Source organism: Bradyrhizobium sp. WSM1253 (assembly GCF_000244935.1).
Lineage (GTDB): Bacteria > Pseudomonadota > Alphaproteobacteria > Rhizobiales > Xanthobacteraceae > Bradyrhizobium > Bradyrhizobium canariense.
The window spans coordinates 1174983-1193405 of the sequence record NZ_JH600073.1 but is presented as its reverse complement, the minus strand read 5'-3'; the positions used below and the strand labels follow the sequence as shown (position 1 = coordinate 1193405).

The window sequence follows — 18423 nt, the reverse complement described above, 5'->3', positions numbered from 1 at the left end:
GCCGCCCGTGCTTATCAAGCGAACACAAGAGCATTCCGGATCCGACCGCCGCGGCTCGGTCGCGGACACCATGGCAAGGCAGACCGGCGGTCTCGATCGCCGCGCCTTCCTGCGCCGGTCCGGTCTTGCGGGTGGCGCGCTCGCGGCACTCGGGACCATGCCGATTTCCGGCGTGCGCAAGGCGGAAGCGGCCGTGGCGGGTCCGCTGACCGCCGGGACCACCGTCAAGAAAAGCATCTGTACGCATTGTTCGGTCGGATGCACCGTGACCGCGGAGGTGTTGAACGGGGTCTGGATCGGCCAGGAGCCGAGCTGGGATTCCCCCATCAATCGAGGATCTCATTGCGCGAAGGGAGCTTCCGTACGCGAGTTGGTGCACAGCGAGCGGCGTTTGCGCTATCCGATGAAGCTCTTAAACGGGCAATGGACGCGCGTCTCCTGGGAGACTGCGATCAACGAGATCGGCGACAAGATCATCGAAGTTCGCGAAAAATCGGGTCCCGATTCCGTTTATTGGCTCGGCTCGGCCAAGATGACCAATGAAGGCGCTTATCTGTTCCGCAAGCTCGGGGCGTTCTGGGGCACCAACAACACCGACCATCAGGCACGCATCTGCCATTCGACCACTGTCACCGGCGTCGCCAATACTTGGGGCTATGGCGCGATGACCAATAGCTACAACGATATCCGCAACGCCAAGACCCAGATGATCATGGGCGGCAATCCGGCCGAAGCGCATCCGGTTTCGTTGCAGCATCTGCTCGAGGGCAAGGAACTGCAAAAGGCCAACTTCATCGTCATCGACCCGCGCATGACACGCACCGCTGCGCACGCCACGGAATATGTGCGGATGCGTCCGGGCACCGACATTCCGGTGCTCTACGGCATCATGTGGCACATCCTTCAGAACGGTTGGGAGGACAAGGAATTCATCAGGCAGCGCGTCTACGGCTTCGACGATCTCCGCAAGGAAGTGGAGAAATGGAATCCGAATGAGGTGGAGCGCGTCACCGGCATTCCAGGCGAACAGCTCAAGCGGGTCGCCAAGCTGTTCGCCACCGAGAAGCCGTCGACCTTGATCTGGGCCATGGGCCAGACCCAGAAGACCGTCGGCACCGCCAATGTGAGGGCGAGCTGCATCCTGCTGCTCTTGACCGGCAATGTGGGCGGACCGGGCATGGGTGCCAACATCTTCCGCGGCCACGACAACGTGCAGGGGGCGACCGATGTTGGGCTCGATATTGTGACGTTGCCGTTCTACTACGGTCTCGCCGAGGGCGCGTGGAAGCACTGGTCGCGGGTCTGGGACGTTGACTACGAATTCCTGAAGTCGCGCTTCGATTCCAAGCAGATCATGGAGACTCCCGGCATTCCTCTGACCCGCTGGTTCGAGGCAGTAACGCTGCCGAAAGATCAGGTCGCTCAGAAGGACAACGTACGGGCAGTGTTCGTTCAGGGGCACGCCAGCAACAGCATCACGCGCATTCCGGAGTCTCTCAACGGCCTGAAGGCGCTAGACCTGCTTGTCATTGCCGACCCGCATCCCACGACGTGGGCGTCATTGGCGGTCGAGGCCGGCCGCAAGGATGGCGTCTACATTCTTCCCGTGGCCACGCAATTCGAGTGCAAGGGATCGCGCGTCGCCTCGAACCGCTCGCTGCAATGGGGCGAGCAGATCGTCAAACCGATCTTCGAATCCAAGGATGATCTCGAGGTCATTTATCTTGTGGCCAAGAAGCTCGGATTCGCAGACCAGATGTTCAAGAAAATCAAGGTCGAGAACAATCTGCCTGAAGCAGAGGATGTGCTGCGCGAAATGAATCGCGGCAGCTGGTCGACCGGCTATTGCGGGCAATCGCCTGAGCGGCTCAAGGCGCACATGAAGCACCAGGCGAAGTTCGACATGCTGACGATGCGTGCCCCAAAGGACGATCCCGAGGTCGGCGGTGACTACTACGGCCTGCCGTGGCCGTGCTGGGGCTCACCGGACGTCCGGCATCCGGGCACGCCGCTGCTCTACAACACCAATCTCGCGGTGATGGATGGCGGCGGCACGTTCCGGCCGCGCTTCGGTATCGAACGCGAGGAGAAGCTGCCAGACGGGTCCACGCGCAAGGTCAGCCTGCTGGCCGACAAATCGTACTCTAAGGATTCCGAGATCCAGGACGGCTATCCCGAATTCACGCTGGCGAGCCTGAAGAAGCTTGGCTGGGACACGGATCTCACCGAAGCGGAGATGGCCACGATCATGAAGATCAATCCGACCAATCCGGATTCGGTGTCCTGGTCGCTCGATCTCTCAGGGGGCATCCAGCGGGTCGCGCTCAAACACGGCTGCGTGCCGTACGGCAACGGCAAGGCACGCATGAACGCCTTCGGCCTGCCCGATCCGATTCCGGTCCATCGCGAGCCGATCTACACGCCACGTGTCGATCTTGTCGAGAAATATCCGACGCTGCCCAATGCCAAGCAGTTTCGCATGCCCAACATCGGCTTCTCGGTGCAGAAGGCTGCTGTGGAGAAGGGGATTGCCAAGCAGTTCCCGCTCATCCTCTCGTCGGGCCGTCTGGTCGAGTATGAGGGGGGTGGGGAGGAGACGCGTACCAATCCGTGGCTTGCCGAACTACAGCAGGAGATGTTCATCGAAATCAACCCGGCCGATGCTGCTGATCGCGGCGTCAAGGATGGCGGCTGGGTCTGGGTCACCGGCGCAGAGAACAATTCCAGAGCGAGGATGAAAGCGCTCGTCACCGAGCGTGTCGGCAAGGGCGTCGCCTGGATGCCCTTCCATTTCGGCGGCTGGCTGGCAGGGAAGGATCTTCGCAGCGCCTATCCGAAGGGGACAGATCCGATCGTTCTCGGCGAAAGCGCGAACACCATCACGACCTACGGATATGATCCCGCGACGGGCATGCAGGAACCGAAGGTCACTCTTTGCCAAATCGCGGCGGCATAAGGAGCAACGACGATGGCCCGTATGAAATTCCTCTGCGACGCCGACCGTTGCATCGAGTGCAATGCCTGCGTCACCGCCTGCAAGAACGAGCATGAGGTGCCCTGGGGTATCAACCGGCGCCGCGTGGTCACCATAAATGATGGCAAGCCAGGCGAGCGTTCGATCTCGATGGCCTGTATGCACTGCACCGACGCGCCCTGCGCAGCCGTGTGCCCCGTGAACTGTTTCTACACCACCGCCGATGGCGTGGTGCTGCACTCCAAGGACCTCTGCATCGGCTGCGGCTATTGCTTCTACGCCTGTCCGTTCGGCGCGCCGCAATATCCCAAGGTCGGGAATTTCGGCTCACGCGGCAAGATGGACAAATGCACCTACTGCGCCGGCGGCCCCGAGGCCGATGGCAGCAAGGAGGAATACGAGAAGTACGGCGCGAACCGGCTGGCGGAGGGCAAGTTGCCGCTGTGTGCCGAAATGTGCTCGACGAAGTCATTGCTCGCCGGCGACGGGGAGATCATCGCCCAGATCTACAAGGAACGCGTGATGAAGCGCGGCTACGGCTCCGGCGCGTGGGGCTGGAAGACCGCGTATCGCGAGACGATCGAGTCCTGACGCGGACGACAGTCAAGGACGCGATACCGGGAGGCGCAGATGGCGTCATTTGGAAAACTCGTTCGCCTGGCATTTGGCGCATGCGCGCTGCTTCTGGTGATCATGGCGGCTCCAGCGAGCACCCAGCAGGTCAATCCGACCGCAAGCTCCGTCAAGGAGCAGCAGTTGCTGCAGGAGCTGAACCGAATCCAGGGCCGTGTCAGCATTCCGGATCAGAGATCGGGCGTGCTTGAGCAGCCACAGGGACGCGAATGGCGGGAGTTTCGCAATGTCACGCTGCGCTGGATCGGGGGCGTCGCGATTATCGGCATGCTGGCTTTGCTCGTGATCTTCTATCTCACCCGCGGCATGGTGCGGCTTGAAAGCGGGCGATCGGGCCGCACCATTGTGCGCTTCACGCTGTTTGAGCGCTTCGTGCATTGGATGACAGCGACCTGCTTCATCATCCTCGCCATCTCGGGTCTGAACATCACCTTCGGGCGGCCGTTGTTATTGCCGTTGATCGGTTTTGAAGCGTTCTCCGAATGGTCACAATGGGCGAAGTATGCCCACAACTATCTGAGTTTCCCGTTCACCGTCGGCGTCGTCCTGATCTTCCTGATGTGGATCGCGGGAAATCTCCCGAACAAGGTGGACGTCGCCTGGATCAAGCGGGGAGGGGGCATTGTCGGCCATGATCATCCACCGGCCTATCGCTTCAACGCCGGCCAGAAGATGATTTACTGGATCGTCGTAATCGGGGGCGGCCTCGTTGCAGCGACGGGATACGAGCTGATGTTCCCGTTCTACGTCAGCGGCATTGAAGGCATGCAGATGGCCCAGATCATCCACTCCGTGGTTGCCGTGCTATTCGTGGCCGCAATGATAGCGCATATCTACATCGGCACGATCGGGATGGAGGGGGCTTTCGAGGCCATGGGTTCGGGTGAGGTCGACCTCAACTGGGCACGCGAACATCATAGCCTCTGGCTCGACGAACAGAGTGGGCGAACCGGGCCGAACGATCAAAAGCCGCAACCAGTGACCGCTGCGGCGGAATGAGGGGGAGCGGCTGAAGAGGGCCGGTCAGGTGTGCTCTATTGCGTGCGCCCTCTGGCAAACAGAACGGACCGGTCCTCGATCTCCTGCTCGGCCAGCGTGCTCGCCTGGGCTGTCTGCAGCTCTTGAATGTTTGGCATGCCGCTCTGTGCAGAGTGAAGAAGTGCATGCGGTCTGAGCACGCTGGTCGCCGCACCGATGACGAGTAGGGCCGTGACGAGCGAAAGCATAAGGCGTTTCATTCGACATCTCCGTCCGGTGTTGTATCCGCCAAGACGGCGTAGGCTCTAATTGGTCCCGGTGATGTGAGCCGCCTCACATCCTTCGAGCCTTTTTTCCGGTTCCGACGGCTGAACGAAGGTCGGGCAGTCCATCGATGGTTTGCGCCGCCAAACAAGAAGTATGGACCGCGCACGTGTTCCGGAGCTTAGAAGGGCCGAAGGTCCAACAATGGAAGACAGCTGCGAGTTGCCGACCTATATCGCCATCTCATCTTGCCCTGTCACGACACCTGGAAGGTCGCGATCATGTCGGACGGGCAGCAAGATGCGAGGAGGTGATCGGAGCGATCGTGGGCCGGCTGCGCACCGAGTACGACTTGAAAAAGCTGAACCAGCGGCTTCACGCGTACTCAGGTCGTCCAGGACCTCGCCAAACTTCCGTATCACGGTTGCGTCTCCGAAGTGGCCCATCGCCGCATCCCCGCTGCGGCTGAAGGCGACCGCGCTGAGAGCTTTCGATGAAGCTCGGATCTGCAGCTTGACCGAGGCCGCCTTTTCGACGGGCGGTTTCGAAGTGCCTACTTGGTCAATTCGGGGGGACGGTCGCGCGGACGACGAACGGGCCGCGCGAGTAGCCGGCGGAAACCGAGGCTCGCAATCCTCGACCTGCGCCTCGAGGAGCCCGTTTGCGACAATGAGCGCCTTGACCGCCTCCCGGGTGTCTCGACCGCAGGCAGCGATGGCCTGGTCAGCGGCAGCCTCCAATTCGAACGGTGCCGATCGGGATGGCTCCCGATCCCGATTCACTAACCCAAGTCTACCTAAGTATGGTCACTTCATACCTGCGCGCGATGGCGCCGACCAAGCGCTAATGTTACCGATACATCCAGACTGAAAAGCAACGGAACCGGCCCTGCGAGCCGACAGTTGCGGGACGAGACCGGCGGCGTAGCGCCCGCCGGCCCTTCTCCCGATCTAGCGGTGCTTCGCCGCTCAACTGACGCTTACGGCCGTAGTTAGTGCAGAGAGTCCGCCATGAGAAACATCGCCGACCTCCTGATGCGGTTCAGACGGGGAAGCCAACGCGTGTCCAATACTCAGGTTGCAGCTATGGCTGAAAACCAAGATCGATCCAGCATGGCTGATTTTGTCCGGATCCTGCAGGCCTACGATCAAGCCCAGTAGGGCAGGGGTTTGGTGCGAGCGCGTCAGTCCGTGATGCGGACGTCCGAGCAAACCAAAGCCAAGACCTCACACCACACCGCGTCCAGCTGTTTATGCCTAGCATGTCCGTTCAGGGTCAAACGGCGACAAGAGCAGAGGACTCTGATTTGCAGCTTCGGGCAAACTGCGGAAGTCACTCGGCTCCAGCCTTGGTTCAGTTCGGCGCTGATGTCAGTCAGCCCCAACGGTTCGGGCGCCGCATACAATGAAACGAGCGCGGGGATTCTGCTAGGCCCGGGCCGGGCCCAGCAACCGCCTGCTGAGACATCCAATGACTTCGCACCCTTGCATGGCCCCCGCGCCGCGCTGCCAGCAACATGAACCGCCTGCATGTCCTGTCCCTGCAGGGCACCCGCCGCATTGACAACGACATCAACGTCGGCAAGAGCGTCCTTCCATTTCGAAGCGTCGGTGGTCCGACCATATCGAGGGTGATGTGGTGCGTATCAGGTGCCGCCGGGTGGCGCGACACCAATACGCATTCGGGCCCTTCGGCGGACAGTCTGGCCTGGATTGCCGATCGAATAAGCCCCGTGCCACCAACGAGACGGATGCGCATTGACTGGTCCTTCGATCGGCGGCGGCGGCTTTCGCAAACTGTTGATCGAACAATTAAAGGTGCGGACGGCTAAAGCACGGCTGATGCAATCGTTCCTTGCGGCGGAACAGGTGAGTTGGCCGCAAGCAGCGCCTTATCGTTTGCAAGATCGCTTTTCGAGCGCACGACGATCGCCATCGACGTTGCGGCGTCACCGATATCGACGGCAGGTCATTCAAGGGCCAGATCCGGCATTACGGCTTCCACTTCAGACCGCTTAGCCGAAGATCTCTTGAATCGGTGACATGTCGGCTTTCGGCGGCAAACCACAAGTAAGTTCAGCCTAGCATCTACCGCTGCTTTTGACTCCAAGCAGATGAAGTCTTGGGATGGGTATACGACTGCCGAACCCGTCGAACTCGGCCAGGGACTTGCGGGAGCACAACCACATCTTGGTGAGCTCTTAGCCAGTGTTTCTGACCGCCTCTGCCAGCATGGAGTAGAGCTGCTGCTTGCTGAATTCCTTGGGCGGCTGCCTCTGCACTGTGTTCCGCGACACCTTCCGTGCGACTGGACGGGCGCAGGCCGCCGACGAGGTCGGCCTCAGCTTCGGGCGCGGCCTTATCTTGGGCCTTGCTGTGGGCGGCTTGTGGCCGCGCTTCAAGCCCAGACGGGTCAGCATGCCGCAGACCGCGTTACGACTGCACCCGAGACGACGCGCAATCTGCGCCGCGCTCTGTCCTGCGGACCAGAGCCTGTTGAGGAGCGCTATGTCTTTCGCATCCCAGCCCATGAGAGATATTATAGCGCCGACTGCCGAACACGCCAGTCTAGTCTTCGTCCGGCTCGCGCACGACCGGCGGGTCGTCAGCGTCATCTTCCTCTTCGTCGTCCTCGTCGTCTTCATCGGGATCTCTTGGCGGCATCGCGGTGCCCATAAGCACAAGCGGTGTCCAGTAGATCGCGGTGGTGGAAAATGCTTCGAAGGTATGTTGCTTCATGTGGCTGCTACTCCTCGAAAACACGCGTAGTCCCATATTCATGGCGGACGGCACGCGCGTCCAGGGCGCGATCGGTGCAAACGAGATGGGAACATCAAGTCGACGACATGAGCAAAGGAGAGCAACCGCCACGCAAATGGTGGCGTTTTCAGCTACTTTATGCCCGAAAACTCATTCGGCTCTATGTTCACCAAAACCTCGCCGGTGGTGATTTCGGGGACTCCAAGATCGAGGTCATGTAGACTTGCTTGAACAAACGCGAGTATCTTGGCGTTCGCTGCATTGGCGCTTTCGCGATCGTCAAATATCATCACGGCGATACCAACGCCGTCGCCCGCATCCAGAACTTGGTAAGACCTGAATCCGTGCGATTGCCTTAGGATCTGGCCGACGCCGCTCTTGGCGCGGCGAGCGGCGTCCGCTACCGAACGAATCTTGGTGTACTTGCGAATGACCATGTACATGAGGCCACCACGCGCCACACGCCTCGACGCATCAAAGCATATCGGTCCCGGTCGGACTAGGGCCAACTTCCGAGGCCGGGCCACAGTGTCCGGCTAGGCGAACCGGGCAACGCGCCTTTTCCAATGAGTCCTCCTCGCCCTGCGCATGGGGCGAGGTGCTGAGGCTCAGGAGCCCTCGAACTTGAACGATACGTTGAGCTTGGCGCGATAGGCCTCGACCTTTCCCTTGTCATCGAGCTGCATATCCAGCTTGACGACCTCTGCAATGCGAAGATCTCGGAGAGATTTTGCAGCTTGCTCGACCGCATTCGCGGCGGCCTTCTCCCACGAGTCGTTGCTGGTACCGACCAGTTCAATGACCTTGTAGACGCTATCAGGCATGTCGTCCTCCTGTCCGGGATGACGAAGGAAATCTAGCATCAGGATCTCGACCCCGATACGGGGATGCCGTCCGGAGCCGGAAAGGGACAAAAATTGCATTTGGCGGGGACAGCTTTGGCCGGAGCCAACCTGCTGGGCCAGCGCCATCATGTCCGCTCCTAGCGAGCAGACGGAAAAACGTCCGATTGCCTGTCACTTTCCTGTTTGACCCGGTGCCGACCATTTCAGTCTCGGGTCACTCGATCGCGGCTGCTGAGACTAACCAAAAATACGGACCGGCTTAGCCGTCCAAGCCCCTCGCTCCGGCGCTTGCCACGAGGCAAGGATTCGCATCCGTGCAGGCTTGCCCTTGTCCACCTGCTCTAGCGACGGTCTGTAGATAGCTATCGCTCAGATCTCATGACTTGCCGCGGAAGCACGAGCAGCGCCAATCTGGCCGCAGCCGTGCCGGGCGCCAGTCCTACGGACACCGCACCCAACAGGCCCTCGCCGGCGGCGTTCATGTCTACTTTCGCCTGGTCGCACTGGCGCAGGATGAGCTGGGCGTGTCGGTAGAGCACCTTGCCAGCTTCCGTCGGTGTTACCCCGCGTTTGGTTCGAAGCAGCAAATTGCTGCTTGACCTCGCCCTCGAGCGTCGCCAATTGCTGGCTGAGCGCAGGCTGCGCCACGTGCAGGATGTCGGCGGCTTGTGTGAGACTGCCGATATCGACGATTTTCACGAAATATTGCAAGCGCCTCAGGTTCACGGATTACTCCCACCGGGCCGTTGCCATCTTCTGGTTGCTCGGCCGGGCCTCGGCGCCAGCAAGAACTCTGCCACGTTAGCCGAAATCGCCATCATCTATAAGAAATTCATATCGAGGAAGACCGAACTCGTCTTGGCCTTACCCCGCGCCGAAAGATAGCGTCGCGACCCGACAGTATGATCGAGGTTCATGGTGAACTCATCCCGCATCGCAGAGCGCGTCCGGCGAATTAAACCTTCACCCAGCACGGCGGCCGCCGACCGCGCCAACGAATTGCGCCGGCAAGGCAGACAGATCGTCAGTCTGGTGGTCGGCGAGCCCGATTTCGACACGCCTGCGCACATCCGCCAGGCAGCGGCGAACGCGATGGAAAAGGGTGCGACGCGATACACCCTGATGGCTGGCACCGTGGATCTCAGGCGCGCGATTGCGGCCAAGCTCGAGCGCGAGAACGGGTTGACCTATGCGCTCGACGAGATCATAGCAACGAACGGCGCAAAGAGCGCGATCTACAGCGCTTTCGCGGCCACGCTGGAGCCCGGCGATGAGGTGATCATTCCGGCCCCCTATTGGGTTTCCTATCCCGATATGGCGATTGCCTGCGACGGCATTCCGGTCTTTGTTCCGTGCGACGATACGCAGAATTTCAAATTGACCGCGGCGCAACTGGAGAGCGCGATCACGGCGCGCGCGCTGGCTCGTGATCAATTCACCGAGCAATCCGACCGGCGCAAGCTATACGGCCGACGAATATCGCGCGCTTGCCGGCGTGCTTGCGAGGCATCCGCATGTCATGGTGATGGCCGACGACATCTATGAGCACATTCGCTACGGCGGTGTCAGCGCGGCCGCATATTCTCAAGGTCGCACCCGAACTGCGCACTCGCACGCTGGCCGTCAACGGTGTCTCCAAGACCTATGCCATGACGGGCTGGCGGATCGGCTGGATCGCAAGTCCGAGCGATCTGGTTCAGGCGATCAACACGTTTCTGTCCCAATCGTCCGGAAACTGCTGTTCGATCAGCCAGGCCGCCGCCGCCGCGGCCCTCGACGGCGACCAGAGCTTCGTCGAGCAAAGTGTCGCGATCTACCGGCAACGACGCGACGCGATCTTGCCGCTCGTCAACGCGATCCCCGGCCTAAGTTGCATGGCGCCGAGTGGTGCGTTCTACCTCTATGTCAATTGCGGTGGCTTGATCGGCAAGACCACGCCCGACGGCAAACGGCTCGACGCCGACGGCGACGTGGTTCTGTATTTCTCGACAGCGCCGGCGTCGCGTTGGTTGCCGGAACGGCCTATGGACTTTCGCCCTACTTCAGGCGTTCGATCGCCACCGATATTGAAACATTGACCGACGGCGTCGCGCGCATCGCGCCGGCCGTGTTCGATTTGCGCTAATACTCCACACAGGATTCGAAGCCATGCAGGCGTCCGGTCTCACGAAGAATGCTTCCGCACCGCAGATATCGGCCGACATCATTACTGCGCTTCGCGGCATCCCCGTGGCGCTCTTGAGCGACAATATGCAGCGGAACAGCGGCTCCGTCGGGCTCGCGCCCTACCACAAGCCCGCCCCGCTCGCCGGAACGGCGGTCACAGTGCTCACTCGAGGGGGAGACAACCTCGCAATCCTGCGCGCCTTCGAATTTTGCCGGCCGGGCGATGTCATGGTGATCGACGCGGGTGGCGACATCACGAATGCAGTGATCGGCGGTATTCTATCCTTTTACGGGGCAACGATAGGTCTTGCTGGGATGGTGATCGATTGAGCTATCCGCGACGTGGCGGAAATCCGGGAGCGGACGTTTCCGATCTATGCACGCGGCGTCAATCACCGCGGCCCCTACAAAGATGGTCCTGGCGCGATCAATGTGCCGGTCACGGTCGGTGGGATGGTCGTGCGGCCAGGTGATCTGCTCGTTGGCGATCAGGATGGCCTGCTCGCATTCGCGCCCGATGCGGCTCGCTCGTTGATCGCGAATGCCGAGACTCAGCGTGCCCGTGAAGAAGCCACGATGCAGGCCATGCGTGACGGCCGGTGGGATCGTTCGTTCATCGACGCATTGGAAGCGCGGTGCGCGAACTGAAGCGCCAAAGCGGAGGAAGCAGGGACCTACCGGGACGGCTTGCTGAGCAAGGAAGCCCCGGATCGAGCATGCCATGGTGAATGATCGCGTTCTCCGAATATCCCCACGTGTAAAGTACCGGGCCGGCGATTGTCGATCTGACGGCAAGCAGCCGTCCGTTGATGCCGACCGGCATGATCGCGTCGACGAACAGGACATCAAATCCCGCCGCCCGATCCATCAATCCAAGCGCTTCGGGGCCATGATTGGATCTGGTTGGCCCTCGGTTGCTGTAGTTCGCTCAAACTGGCCCATGATGGACTGGAGCGAGAGAGGATGATCGTACCGGTAGTCATCCGCGCAGAGGATTGAATTGCTGGTCGGCATCGTGAGGTCCTCCCCAGGCGCCGCGGGAGAGGTTTGTGCCCGTTAGGATCGCGGCGGCGCCGGCCGGCGTGTCGCGCCCTTGGGTTCCCGAGATGACCAGAGCGGCGTGTCCCGTTGCGCAATGCAGCTTACATGGGGACGTCAATTGCCGCGCATCTGTGTCGACGAGTCTGGATTTGTACGGGGTTCGCCAGCATGGGCGGGCCGGTGCTCACGAAGCTGGGGCATGAAAGCAACAGTCCACAACACGTTGCACTAGCGCCCCAGTGTTAATTTGCGCGATCGGGACGATTCAGGCCTGCTCTCTGCAACGAACCTAGTAGCTGTGGGGGATGACAATGACTGTCACGCGTGCGATTGGCGCTGCTGCCTTGTTTCTGATGACGCTGAGCTCTGAAGCCTATGCTGCGCGCCAGCACAGACCGGGAGAGCGGATTTCTTGCTCAGAGGTCAAATACTACGTTGCTAAGTATTCGGCGGCCCTGGCTGAGATGTATGCCCGTAACCACGGGGCGACCGGCGCCCAGATCGAGCGGGCGCGGCGTTGCTTGGCCTCGAATGAGGCTGCCGAAACAGGGCAACGCCGGTCCTATAGCGAATGAGCATGACGCAGCCTTCGTGATAAAGCGCGCTGGCCGGGGATGTCCTCCAAGGTCAGGGCTGCGGTCGCAGCTGACGATCGAAGTTAGCTGATTGCCTTGCACGGGCAGATAGGCGTTCCGACTAGTGGCGACGCGAGCGCGCGATTGCACTCTCGCACGCGAGGCCGCTCCGCAGTCATGTCCTCCTTCACCGCTCATCGCATGCTAGTTCCCAATCATCGGTGTCGGGGCATATCCTCTTATCGCTCCGATTCGGTGCCAAAGGCCGTCGCAGCAATTGCACGCTCGACCTCGGAAGCCAACACGCTCAGATGATCGGCAAGCCTCGCGAACAACTCTCGCTTTTGCAGGTCGGTGGCCAGATCGCTGATCGATTTGCAGTCGGCTGCGTCTTTGAGGAGGTTCTCGAGCTGCTCCTGCATGTCTCTCATCGTCTGTGTGCCCCAGAGGCACCCTCTGCTTCATTCAGTTGAATTGATTGAGGCGTACTTGAGCTCCCGTCGATCCATCTCCGAACGTAGCGGTTCAGCATAGATGCGCAGATTGTCACCAACAACGCGGGAGCATCCGCCATTCGCGCGATCAGCCAACACTTGTCGCCGCACGCTTTCCCAAAGAGACAATAAGGTCTGATCTTTCGTTTGAAAAGTTCATCCACAGACCCCCAGTACATGGCGCGCCGATAGTACCGCGTACCTCATGAGCGGGATTGTTCGGTCGCGGACATTGCCGTGGAGAAGCCAGGCGCCCGTTGCACATTGGCCACATCGTCCATGTCCGGGATAACGGGCTATCACGCCGAAAGGCGCGATGGTTTGCGGCATCCCCCGTTTCAGTTACGGCGTCGGCAGAACCAAAGCGCGAGATCGGGCTGCATTCATAGAGAAGATCCCCTCGATTTCGAGACGCATGGTATCGTGGCATTCGCACGCCACCGCTGCGAGCCGCGATGGGTCAATCTCGATTTCTCCTCGCCGTTCAGATCTGATCGCTCCGGAAGCGCGCAGGTTGCGCATCAGGAGCGTCACTGTCGTTCGTCGCACACCCAGTATTTGCGAAAGCGCCTCTTGGGTGAGTGCGAGGACGTCGTGGTCGGCGCGGTCGCGAAGATGGAGCAGCCAGCGTGCCATGCGGGCTTGGGCCGGATGCAGAGCATTGCAGGCGCCGCCGATTTGTAGCTGTATCAGCATCGCTTTGAAATGAATCTGGACTGCGTGGCGGATCGCGGGGCTTCGGCTAAAAGCGGCGTGGAATCGCGATGCGGGGATCCGCGAGGCGATGCCCGCGGCACGAACGACGGCGGTAACGGCCGAAGGGGACGGCCCCAGCACGGAAAGAGTGCCTACTGCTCCCTCGCGCCCTATTGCGGCGCTGGCGACCGTCTGTCCGTTGGCCATGTCGATCATCACAGAAATGGCGCCACTATGAGGAAAGAGGACGTGCTCGGTCTGGTCACCCGCCTGCGAGACGACCGCATCCCGATCGAGCACTACCATCTCTAGCTCGGGCGCCAGCAGATCGAGGTCCGCCGCGGGTAGTGTTGCCAGAAGTCGGTTACCAATTTCGCCGGGAAGCGTCACTGCAGTTTACCTCGAACGATCCGCCGCATCGCATTTTGAGCGTCATAGGGCGGCCAACTCGAACTTTGTTTGAATCCGCCTACGCCTCGCGCCCCGAAGTTCAATTCAGCTGCGGAAGCTCTCAATCTCAAAAGAAAAAACTCCAACCACGCGCGCCTCGGAGGCGAATTGTTGTGTCTCAGGATGATTGAGGAGTTAGGTCCCAGCGCCCCGCTGTACAATTGCGAAATGCGCATGGGTAATACCATAGGGAGTTCCGCTTTCCGGGACGCGGCAAACGCCGCGGCGATCTCGGAAGTGTGGGGCTCGGCTTGACCTAGAAGCTCGACAGCTACGTGATGAAACCCGGTCATTTCCGCCAGGACAAACGAGACAGTCTGCTTAGGAAGGCCCGGCAGAACGAAATCACGTCTCAGATAACCGAGTGGCTGACCTTGCCAAGACGGCAGCCACCATAGGGCGCCTCCGTTGGCGGCATGAGTGGCGGCTCAAACGAGCATCCACATCGTAAACGCGGCGCAGAGGCAGATCGTGCCCACGACAGTCATTCCGGCAAAGAAGCGCTCGGTTCGATCCATGTCGATCATCTTCCAGGTCGATCCACGCCCATAAACGCTTAATGCTGCACGCTGGCTCCTGCTTGCGCGCGTCGTAATCTGTCAGAGCTTACGTCCCATTAGACGGTGTGAGCGTACTGCGAACTGGCATTCCAGCAAATTCGATCTGAGGGACTTCGAAACCAACTGAACCAGCTGTTGTTAACCGCGATCTGCAAGCCCGCACCGAGCAAGCTCTTGACCCTGAGTACGGCACCGCTCGTTGCGTGTGTCGGGCTCTTAGTGTCCACGTTGCTGTAACTGACAGCCCTCGGAGGCTCGCGCAATAGCGGTCGTGTTGATCAATTGGCATCGGTCGTCGAGCAGGTTCGTAGTCCAATGCGGCGTGACAAAGTAAGGACCAAACGTCGGAGCGATGAAAAACCATAATCGAAGAAGGATCGCTCAAAAGTTCAATGCTGCTGGTGCGAACCTTATTGCATGCCTGCGCAGAGCGCAGGCGGACGACGCTCTGGCGCTGACATTCGACATTGCACTCAGCTAGCGGCAAAAGTCAGACTATTGCGCTGTCATAAAACCAGTCAAACACCGGGCTTGTCATTTCAATCTGCGCGACTTTAACTCTGACACTCAGAAATAACAGGTTTGTGAAAAACAAGCCGAAGGGGGTCCGCAGTGGAGAAGGTGCGACGCTTACGCGCGATGGGTTCGCTGTGTCGTCAACAAGCCGCGTACAATGGCATGAATAAATGGAAGCTCCTCGCGGAAGCAGAATACTGGGAACACTTGGCTGAGCTTGAGCTGTCGTCCCATTTCCAAGAATGCAACGCCGCTTGTGCAAATGAAAGAACAGAGCCTCAAGCATGCACAGAGGCGAATGACTACTCGCGCCGGGAGGCGATTGCCCCCGAAGCAACGGCGACCACGAATGACGCGCAGTGTGCGCTTATGCTCCTATGAGCAAGATCCTCGACGCGGCAATCGAAATGTGGGTTGGTCCAGCGCGCCAGTGTCGGCGACCTTACTCTTCTGGCCTATATGTCGCGATTTTGCGCGCGCCTTCCCAAAGCTCGACGTCTTGGCGGTTAACGAGCTGCTTGGCTCGTTCGCTCGCTGTTGGTTCGTCGGCGCAATCAAGTTCAAGGCGAAGCTGTATGTGGCCGTCCGATCCAAGAATGTAGGCTCGATACTCCGGCATGAGTTTGCTCCAAAACATTAGTTCCGAAGCTGAAACCGGAGAAAGTTACAATAACATCAAGAAGCTGTCCATTTAATTAGGACGATACTCCCATCCGTTCCCGACGGATCACTGCTCTGGACATACTCAAGACCGCCACCGCCGCTGAGGAGGTACCCGCTCGGATTCACGCAACCCGGAACATTAGCTGCATTCGTTATACGTCGTGAGCGACTGATTTAATCTGTTTAACTTATTTAAATTCTGATAAGTGGCCGAAATAATATGGCGCCGCGCCGGTCCTGCGGTAGATTTGCGGGCGTAACGCCGCCCGCCATGACCTTGCTTCTATCGACCTCACTCACTTCTAAAGCCATCGCTGCGTCTGGGCAAAAGGTGTGAACGGAGGTGGGGCAGAGCACCATCACCATGAGCACCACCACGAACCCCATCATCATGACCGGGACGACGATTAGTTGATGAGGGAAGAGGCCCGCCTCAGGCACTCCGGGCCTCTGCCTTGTAAGCACATGGCCTACTCACCGTGTCGTGAGTTGGGTCGCTGTCGGCGCTCTACACATCTCGGTCGGGTTAATCGAGACGGTCTCTCGCCCATGGGCGCGACCTGCGCCGATAGTGCCACAACCAGCATCAACGTCGCTAGGGGCACCATTCCGGCGCATCGTGCTCGCGCGTCGAGAGCGTCGTCGATCGTGGCGACGTGCAGCGTGTTCAGACTGCGGCCATCGGGCAGCGGGACGGGATCAGCAAACACCCCGCTGTCAGTCTCGATTGCTCATCATGCTTGGCGCTACTGCAGTTTCTGGTTGTTGGCTACTTCTCGCGCCAAACTAAGCTCAAGCTCAGTGAGCTTTTCGATCAGGTGCTCCACGATCTCCGCGCAGTCCGAATGCGTCAGCGAATGCACTCCGCGCGATGTCAGTTGGTTCTGGAGGATAGTCGCCATCATGGCTTGAACGCTCATGGACCGGCCTCGTCTGAAAAATCGGATTGTCACAAAATCAATCTGAAGTAGACGTTGAATATGGACGACATGCAACGGCAAGAAGTTTGGTTCAACCCTTCGTGCAAGTACGGGCGGTGCTCGCGCTATGTTGCGTTGCGAAGCACGAGCCGTTGCAACGCCAAAGCGGCGCTTCGCTCCGAATTCCGGACTTACGAAACAATTCGTTAGCTTTTATTTGGCTAGCTAGGTGCGTGCCGATTTACCGCCGATTGCGGCACATGGAATGGGAATACCGGCCCCGGCTGTTCCTCCCAACCTGCGGCCGGGGCCGTTTGAACTTGCACTGCATCGTTCAACCCGGTCCACGACGATGTTTAGAGGCATTGCCATCACGCTTTTTGGGCTGACCATTCTTTCGCAGCTCGATCAGACGCTCTTTTATGGTCGAAATACTGACGCCGCGCTCAGGCTTGTGCGGGACATTAGTCGTGGTTTCGGCCTGTAGGTCAGCTGTGGTGCGCTCCTTCGGGCGGGGCATGCGCGAGCTTCCTCGACGGCTACTTCTTCAACAATACCCCTATCGTTCGCGCCATTCGCCTCACTGATCCTGCGTGACGGCCCAGCTCGGCTGCAATCTTCGATACGCCAGCGCCCGTCCGTGCCAGCTTCGACAATTGCTGGACCTCGCGGTCGGTCCATTGTTTTGGCTTCGGTGTTTTCATGGTGCGGTGTGCGGATTCCGGGGATTGCGGCCAGGGATTCCGATTGAACGCGACCATGCATTCCGATCGAAGGCGGCCACCTGTTCCGACGAAGGCGGCCGGAGTGTCGTTGCCGGCATGAGGAGTTGGGTCAGGTTTTCTTGGCTGCGTCAAGATTGGCGCGCTGCGCAGTGATCTTTCGCATGCTGTCTCCCTTGAGTGTGAGGCGGTGAGCATTGTGGACGAGCCGATCCAGGACGGCGTCGGCGATGGTCGGGTCGGCGATGACCTCATGCCAATTTTCGATCGGCACCTGGCTGGTGATGATGGTCGATCCGCGCTGGTGTCGATCGTCGACGACTTCGAGGAGATCGCGACGCTGCTCGCCGGTAAGCGGTGCGAGGCCCCAATCATCGAGGATGAGCAAATCGACCCTCGATAGTGTCTTGAGGAGCCGCGCATAGCGTCCGTCCCCGCGGGCGAGCGCAAGAGCTTCGAACAGCCTTGGCAGGCGATGATATAAGACGGATCGATTATCGCGGCATGCCTTGTGGCCGAGTGCGCAGGCGATCCAGCTCTTGCCGACGCCGGTCGGCCCGGTGATGAGCAAATTTTGCTTGCGGCTGATCCAATCGCCATCGACGAGCTTGGCAAAGAAGGCGCGGTCGATGCCGCGCGGAGCGCGCAGATCGACATCTTCGACGATTGCGGCCTGCCGTAGCGAGGCGAACTTCAGGCGCACGATGAGCCTTTTGTTCTCTCGCTCGGTTGCTTCGCGATCGATCATCAGGCCGAGGCGCTGCTCGAAGGTCAGCGCGGTAACGTCCGGTTGGCGTTGCTGATCGTCGAAGGCCTTGGCCATGCCGGCGAGCCCGAGAGCAGCGAGACGTTCGTGGGTGTGGTTGCTGAGCATAAGGTCTCCTTGTTGGTGGTCAGTGGTAGTAGCCGCGGCCACGGATGTTGCCGTGCTGGATGGGATCGGCCTCGGGGGCGGTGTCGGGAAGGAAGGCTTTGTCCAGGCCGGTCTTGAGGATCGAGGCGATCGACCGATAGCTCGCTGAGCCGATGCCGATCCCACGGCGGCACGCGGCTTCCAGACGTTGCGTCCCATAGGTCTTTTCCAACCGCAGGATGCCGAGACAGGATCGGAAGCCCTGCTCGGGATGGGGCTTTGTCCGCATGATCGCCTGGCACAGCGCGATCGTG

16 protein-coding genes and 3 pseudogenes are annotated in these 18423 nt (G+C 60.0%); 7 read left to right on the top strand and 12 right to left on the bottom strand.

The features are described 5' to 3' along the window. Positions 1–7: 7 nt before the first annotated feature. Genes BRA1253DRAFT_RS07625 through BRA1253DRAFT_RS07615 form a run of 3 tightly spaced genes read left to right on the top strand, consistent with a single transcriptional unit; the run spans position 8 to position 4606 of the window. Complete coding sequence (locus tag BRA1253DRAFT_RS07625; protein ID WP_007592758.1) at positions 8–2956, top strand: formate dehydrogenase subunit alpha; 2949 nt, start codon at positions 8–10, stop codon at positions 2954–2956. A 12-nt stretch (positions 2957–2968) separates the two neighbouring features. Then, positions 2969–3565, top strand: coding sequence for a formate dehydrogenase FDH3 subunit beta (gene fdh3B, locus BRA1253DRAFT_RS07620; protein ID WP_007592757.1), 597 nt, complete (start codon positions 2969–2971; stop codon positions 3563–3565). A 39-nt stretch (positions 3566–3604) separates the two neighbouring features. Next, positions 3605–4606: a formate dehydrogenase subunit gamma gene (locus BRA1253DRAFT_RS07615; RefSeq protein ID WP_007592756.1), complete on the top strand. Its 1002-nt coding sequence runs from the start codon at positions 3605–3607 to the stop codon at positions 4604–4606. 35 nt (positions 4607–4641) lie between these two features. On the opposite strand, the gene BRA1253DRAFT_RS07610 is transcribed toward BRA1253DRAFT_RS07615, so the two are convergent. After that, a complete protein-coding gene (locus BRA1253DRAFT_RS07610; RefSeq protein ID WP_007592755.1) occupies positions 4642–4845 on the bottom strand; it encodes a hypothetical protein in 204 nt (67 codons plus the stop codon). A gap of 1014 nt (positions 4846–5859) precedes the next feature. Here BRA1253DRAFT_RS07610 and BRA1253DRAFT_RS44350 point away from each other — a divergent pair. Next, the gene (locus BRA1253DRAFT_RS44350) at positions 5860–6009 is read left to right on the top strand and encodes a hypothetical protein (RefSeq protein ID WP_198288232.1); all 150 of its coding nucleotides are present in this window, start codon (positions 5860–5862) and stop codon (positions 6007–6009) included. A 1040-nt stretch (positions 6010–7049) separates the two neighbouring features. Here the strand turns inward: BRA1253DRAFT_RS44350 and BRA1253DRAFT_RS07600 are convergent. From BRA1253DRAFT_RS07600 to BRA1253DRAFT_RS07585, 5 genes are all read right to left on the bottom strand, one after another. Continuing rightward, positions 7050–7379, bottom strand: a complete 330-nt coding sequence (locus tag BRA1253DRAFT_RS07600; protein WP_007592751.1) for a GcrA family cell cycle regulator — start codon at positions 7377–7379, stop codon at positions 7050–7052. Positions 7380–7416: 37 nt separating this feature from the next. Next, positions 7417–7587 (bottom strand): hypothetical protein, encoded by a 171-nt coding sequence (locus tag BRA1253DRAFT_RS44345; protein ID WP_007592749.1) that lies wholly within the window; start codon positions 7585–7587, stop codon positions 7417–7419. Between the two features lie 152 nt (positions 7588–7739). Beyond that, positions 7740–8051: a hypothetical protein gene (locus BRA1253DRAFT_RS07595; protein WP_035992959.1), complete on the bottom strand. Its 312-nt coding sequence runs from the start codon at positions 8049–8051 to the stop codon at positions 7740–7742. Between the two features lie 165 nt (positions 8052–8216). Further along, positions 8217–8582 (bottom strand): dodecin family protein, encoded by a 366-nt coding sequence (locus tag BRA1253DRAFT_RS45985; protein ID WP_007592738.1) that lies wholly within the window; start codon positions 8580–8582, stop codon positions 8217–8219. A gap of 240 nt (positions 8583–8822) precedes the next feature. Continuing rightward, entirely contained in the window at positions 8823–9152 is a 330-nt protein-coding gene (locus BRA1253DRAFT_RS07585; RefSeq protein ID WP_245286073.1) for a LysR family transcriptional regulator, read from the bottom strand. Between the two features lie 216 nt (positions 9153–9368). On the opposite strand from BRA1253DRAFT_RS07585, the pseudogene BRA1253DRAFT_RS07580 reads away from it, so the two are divergent. The 3 genes and pseudogenes from BRA1253DRAFT_RS07580 to BRA1253DRAFT_RS07570 all read left to right on the top strand — a co-directional run bounded on the left by BRA1253DRAFT_RS07580 (position 9369) and on the right by BRA1253DRAFT_RS07570 (position 12235). Continuing rightward, a pseudogene (locus BRA1253DRAFT_RS07580) lies at positions 9369–10578 on the top strand (aspartate transaminase). 23 nt (positions 10579–10601) lie between these two features. After that, positions 10602–11267: pseudogene (locus tag BRA1253DRAFT_RS07575) on the top strand (RraA family protein). A 704-nt stretch (positions 11268–11971) separates the two neighbouring features. Next, on the top strand, positions 11972–12235 hold the full coding sequence (locus BRA1253DRAFT_RS07570; protein WP_007592736.1) for a hypothetical protein: 264 nt from the start codon (positions 11972–11974) through the stop codon (positions 12233–12235). Positions 12236–12474: 239 nt separating this feature from the next. On the opposite strand, the gene BRA1253DRAFT_RS07565 is transcribed toward BRA1253DRAFT_RS07570, so the two are convergent. From BRA1253DRAFT_RS07565 to BRA1253DRAFT_RS41190, 6 genes and pseudogenes are all read right to left on the bottom strand, one after another. Continuing rightward, a complete protein-coding gene (locus BRA1253DRAFT_RS07565) occupies positions 12475–12657 on the bottom strand; it encodes a hypothetical protein (RefSeq protein WP_007592735.1) in 183 nt (60 codons plus the stop codon). 414 nt (positions 12658–13071) lie between these two features. Beyond that, the gene (locus BRA1253DRAFT_RS07560; protein ID WP_007592733.1) at positions 13072–13815 is read right to left on the bottom strand and encodes a Crp/Fnr family transcriptional regulator; all 744 of its coding nucleotides are present in this window, start codon (positions 13813–13815) and stop codon (positions 13072–13074) included. Between the two features lie 2545 nt (positions 13816–16360). Then, positions 16361–16534 (bottom strand): hypothetical protein, encoded by a 174-nt coding sequence (locus tag BRA1253DRAFT_RS44340; protein ID WP_007592727.1) that lies wholly within the window; start codon positions 16532–16534, stop codon positions 16361–16363. A 334-nt stretch (positions 16535–16868) separates the two neighbouring features. Next, entirely contained in the window at positions 16869–17054 is a 186-nt protein-coding gene (locus BRA1253DRAFT_RS43435; RefSeq protein WP_007592726.1) for a hypothetical protein, read from the bottom strand. A 314-nt stretch (positions 17055–17368) separates the two neighbouring features. Continuing rightward, the gene (istB, locus tag BRA1253DRAFT_RS07545) at positions 17369–18130 is read right to left on the bottom strand and encodes an IS21-like element helper ATPase IstB (protein ID WP_007592724.1); all 762 of its coding nucleotides are present in this window, start codon (positions 18128–18130) and stop codon (positions 17369–17371) included. A gap of 19 nt (positions 18131–18149) precedes the next feature. Then, positions 18150–18423: pseudogene (locus BRA1253DRAFT_RS41190) on the bottom strand (IS21 family transposase); the annotation flags it as partial.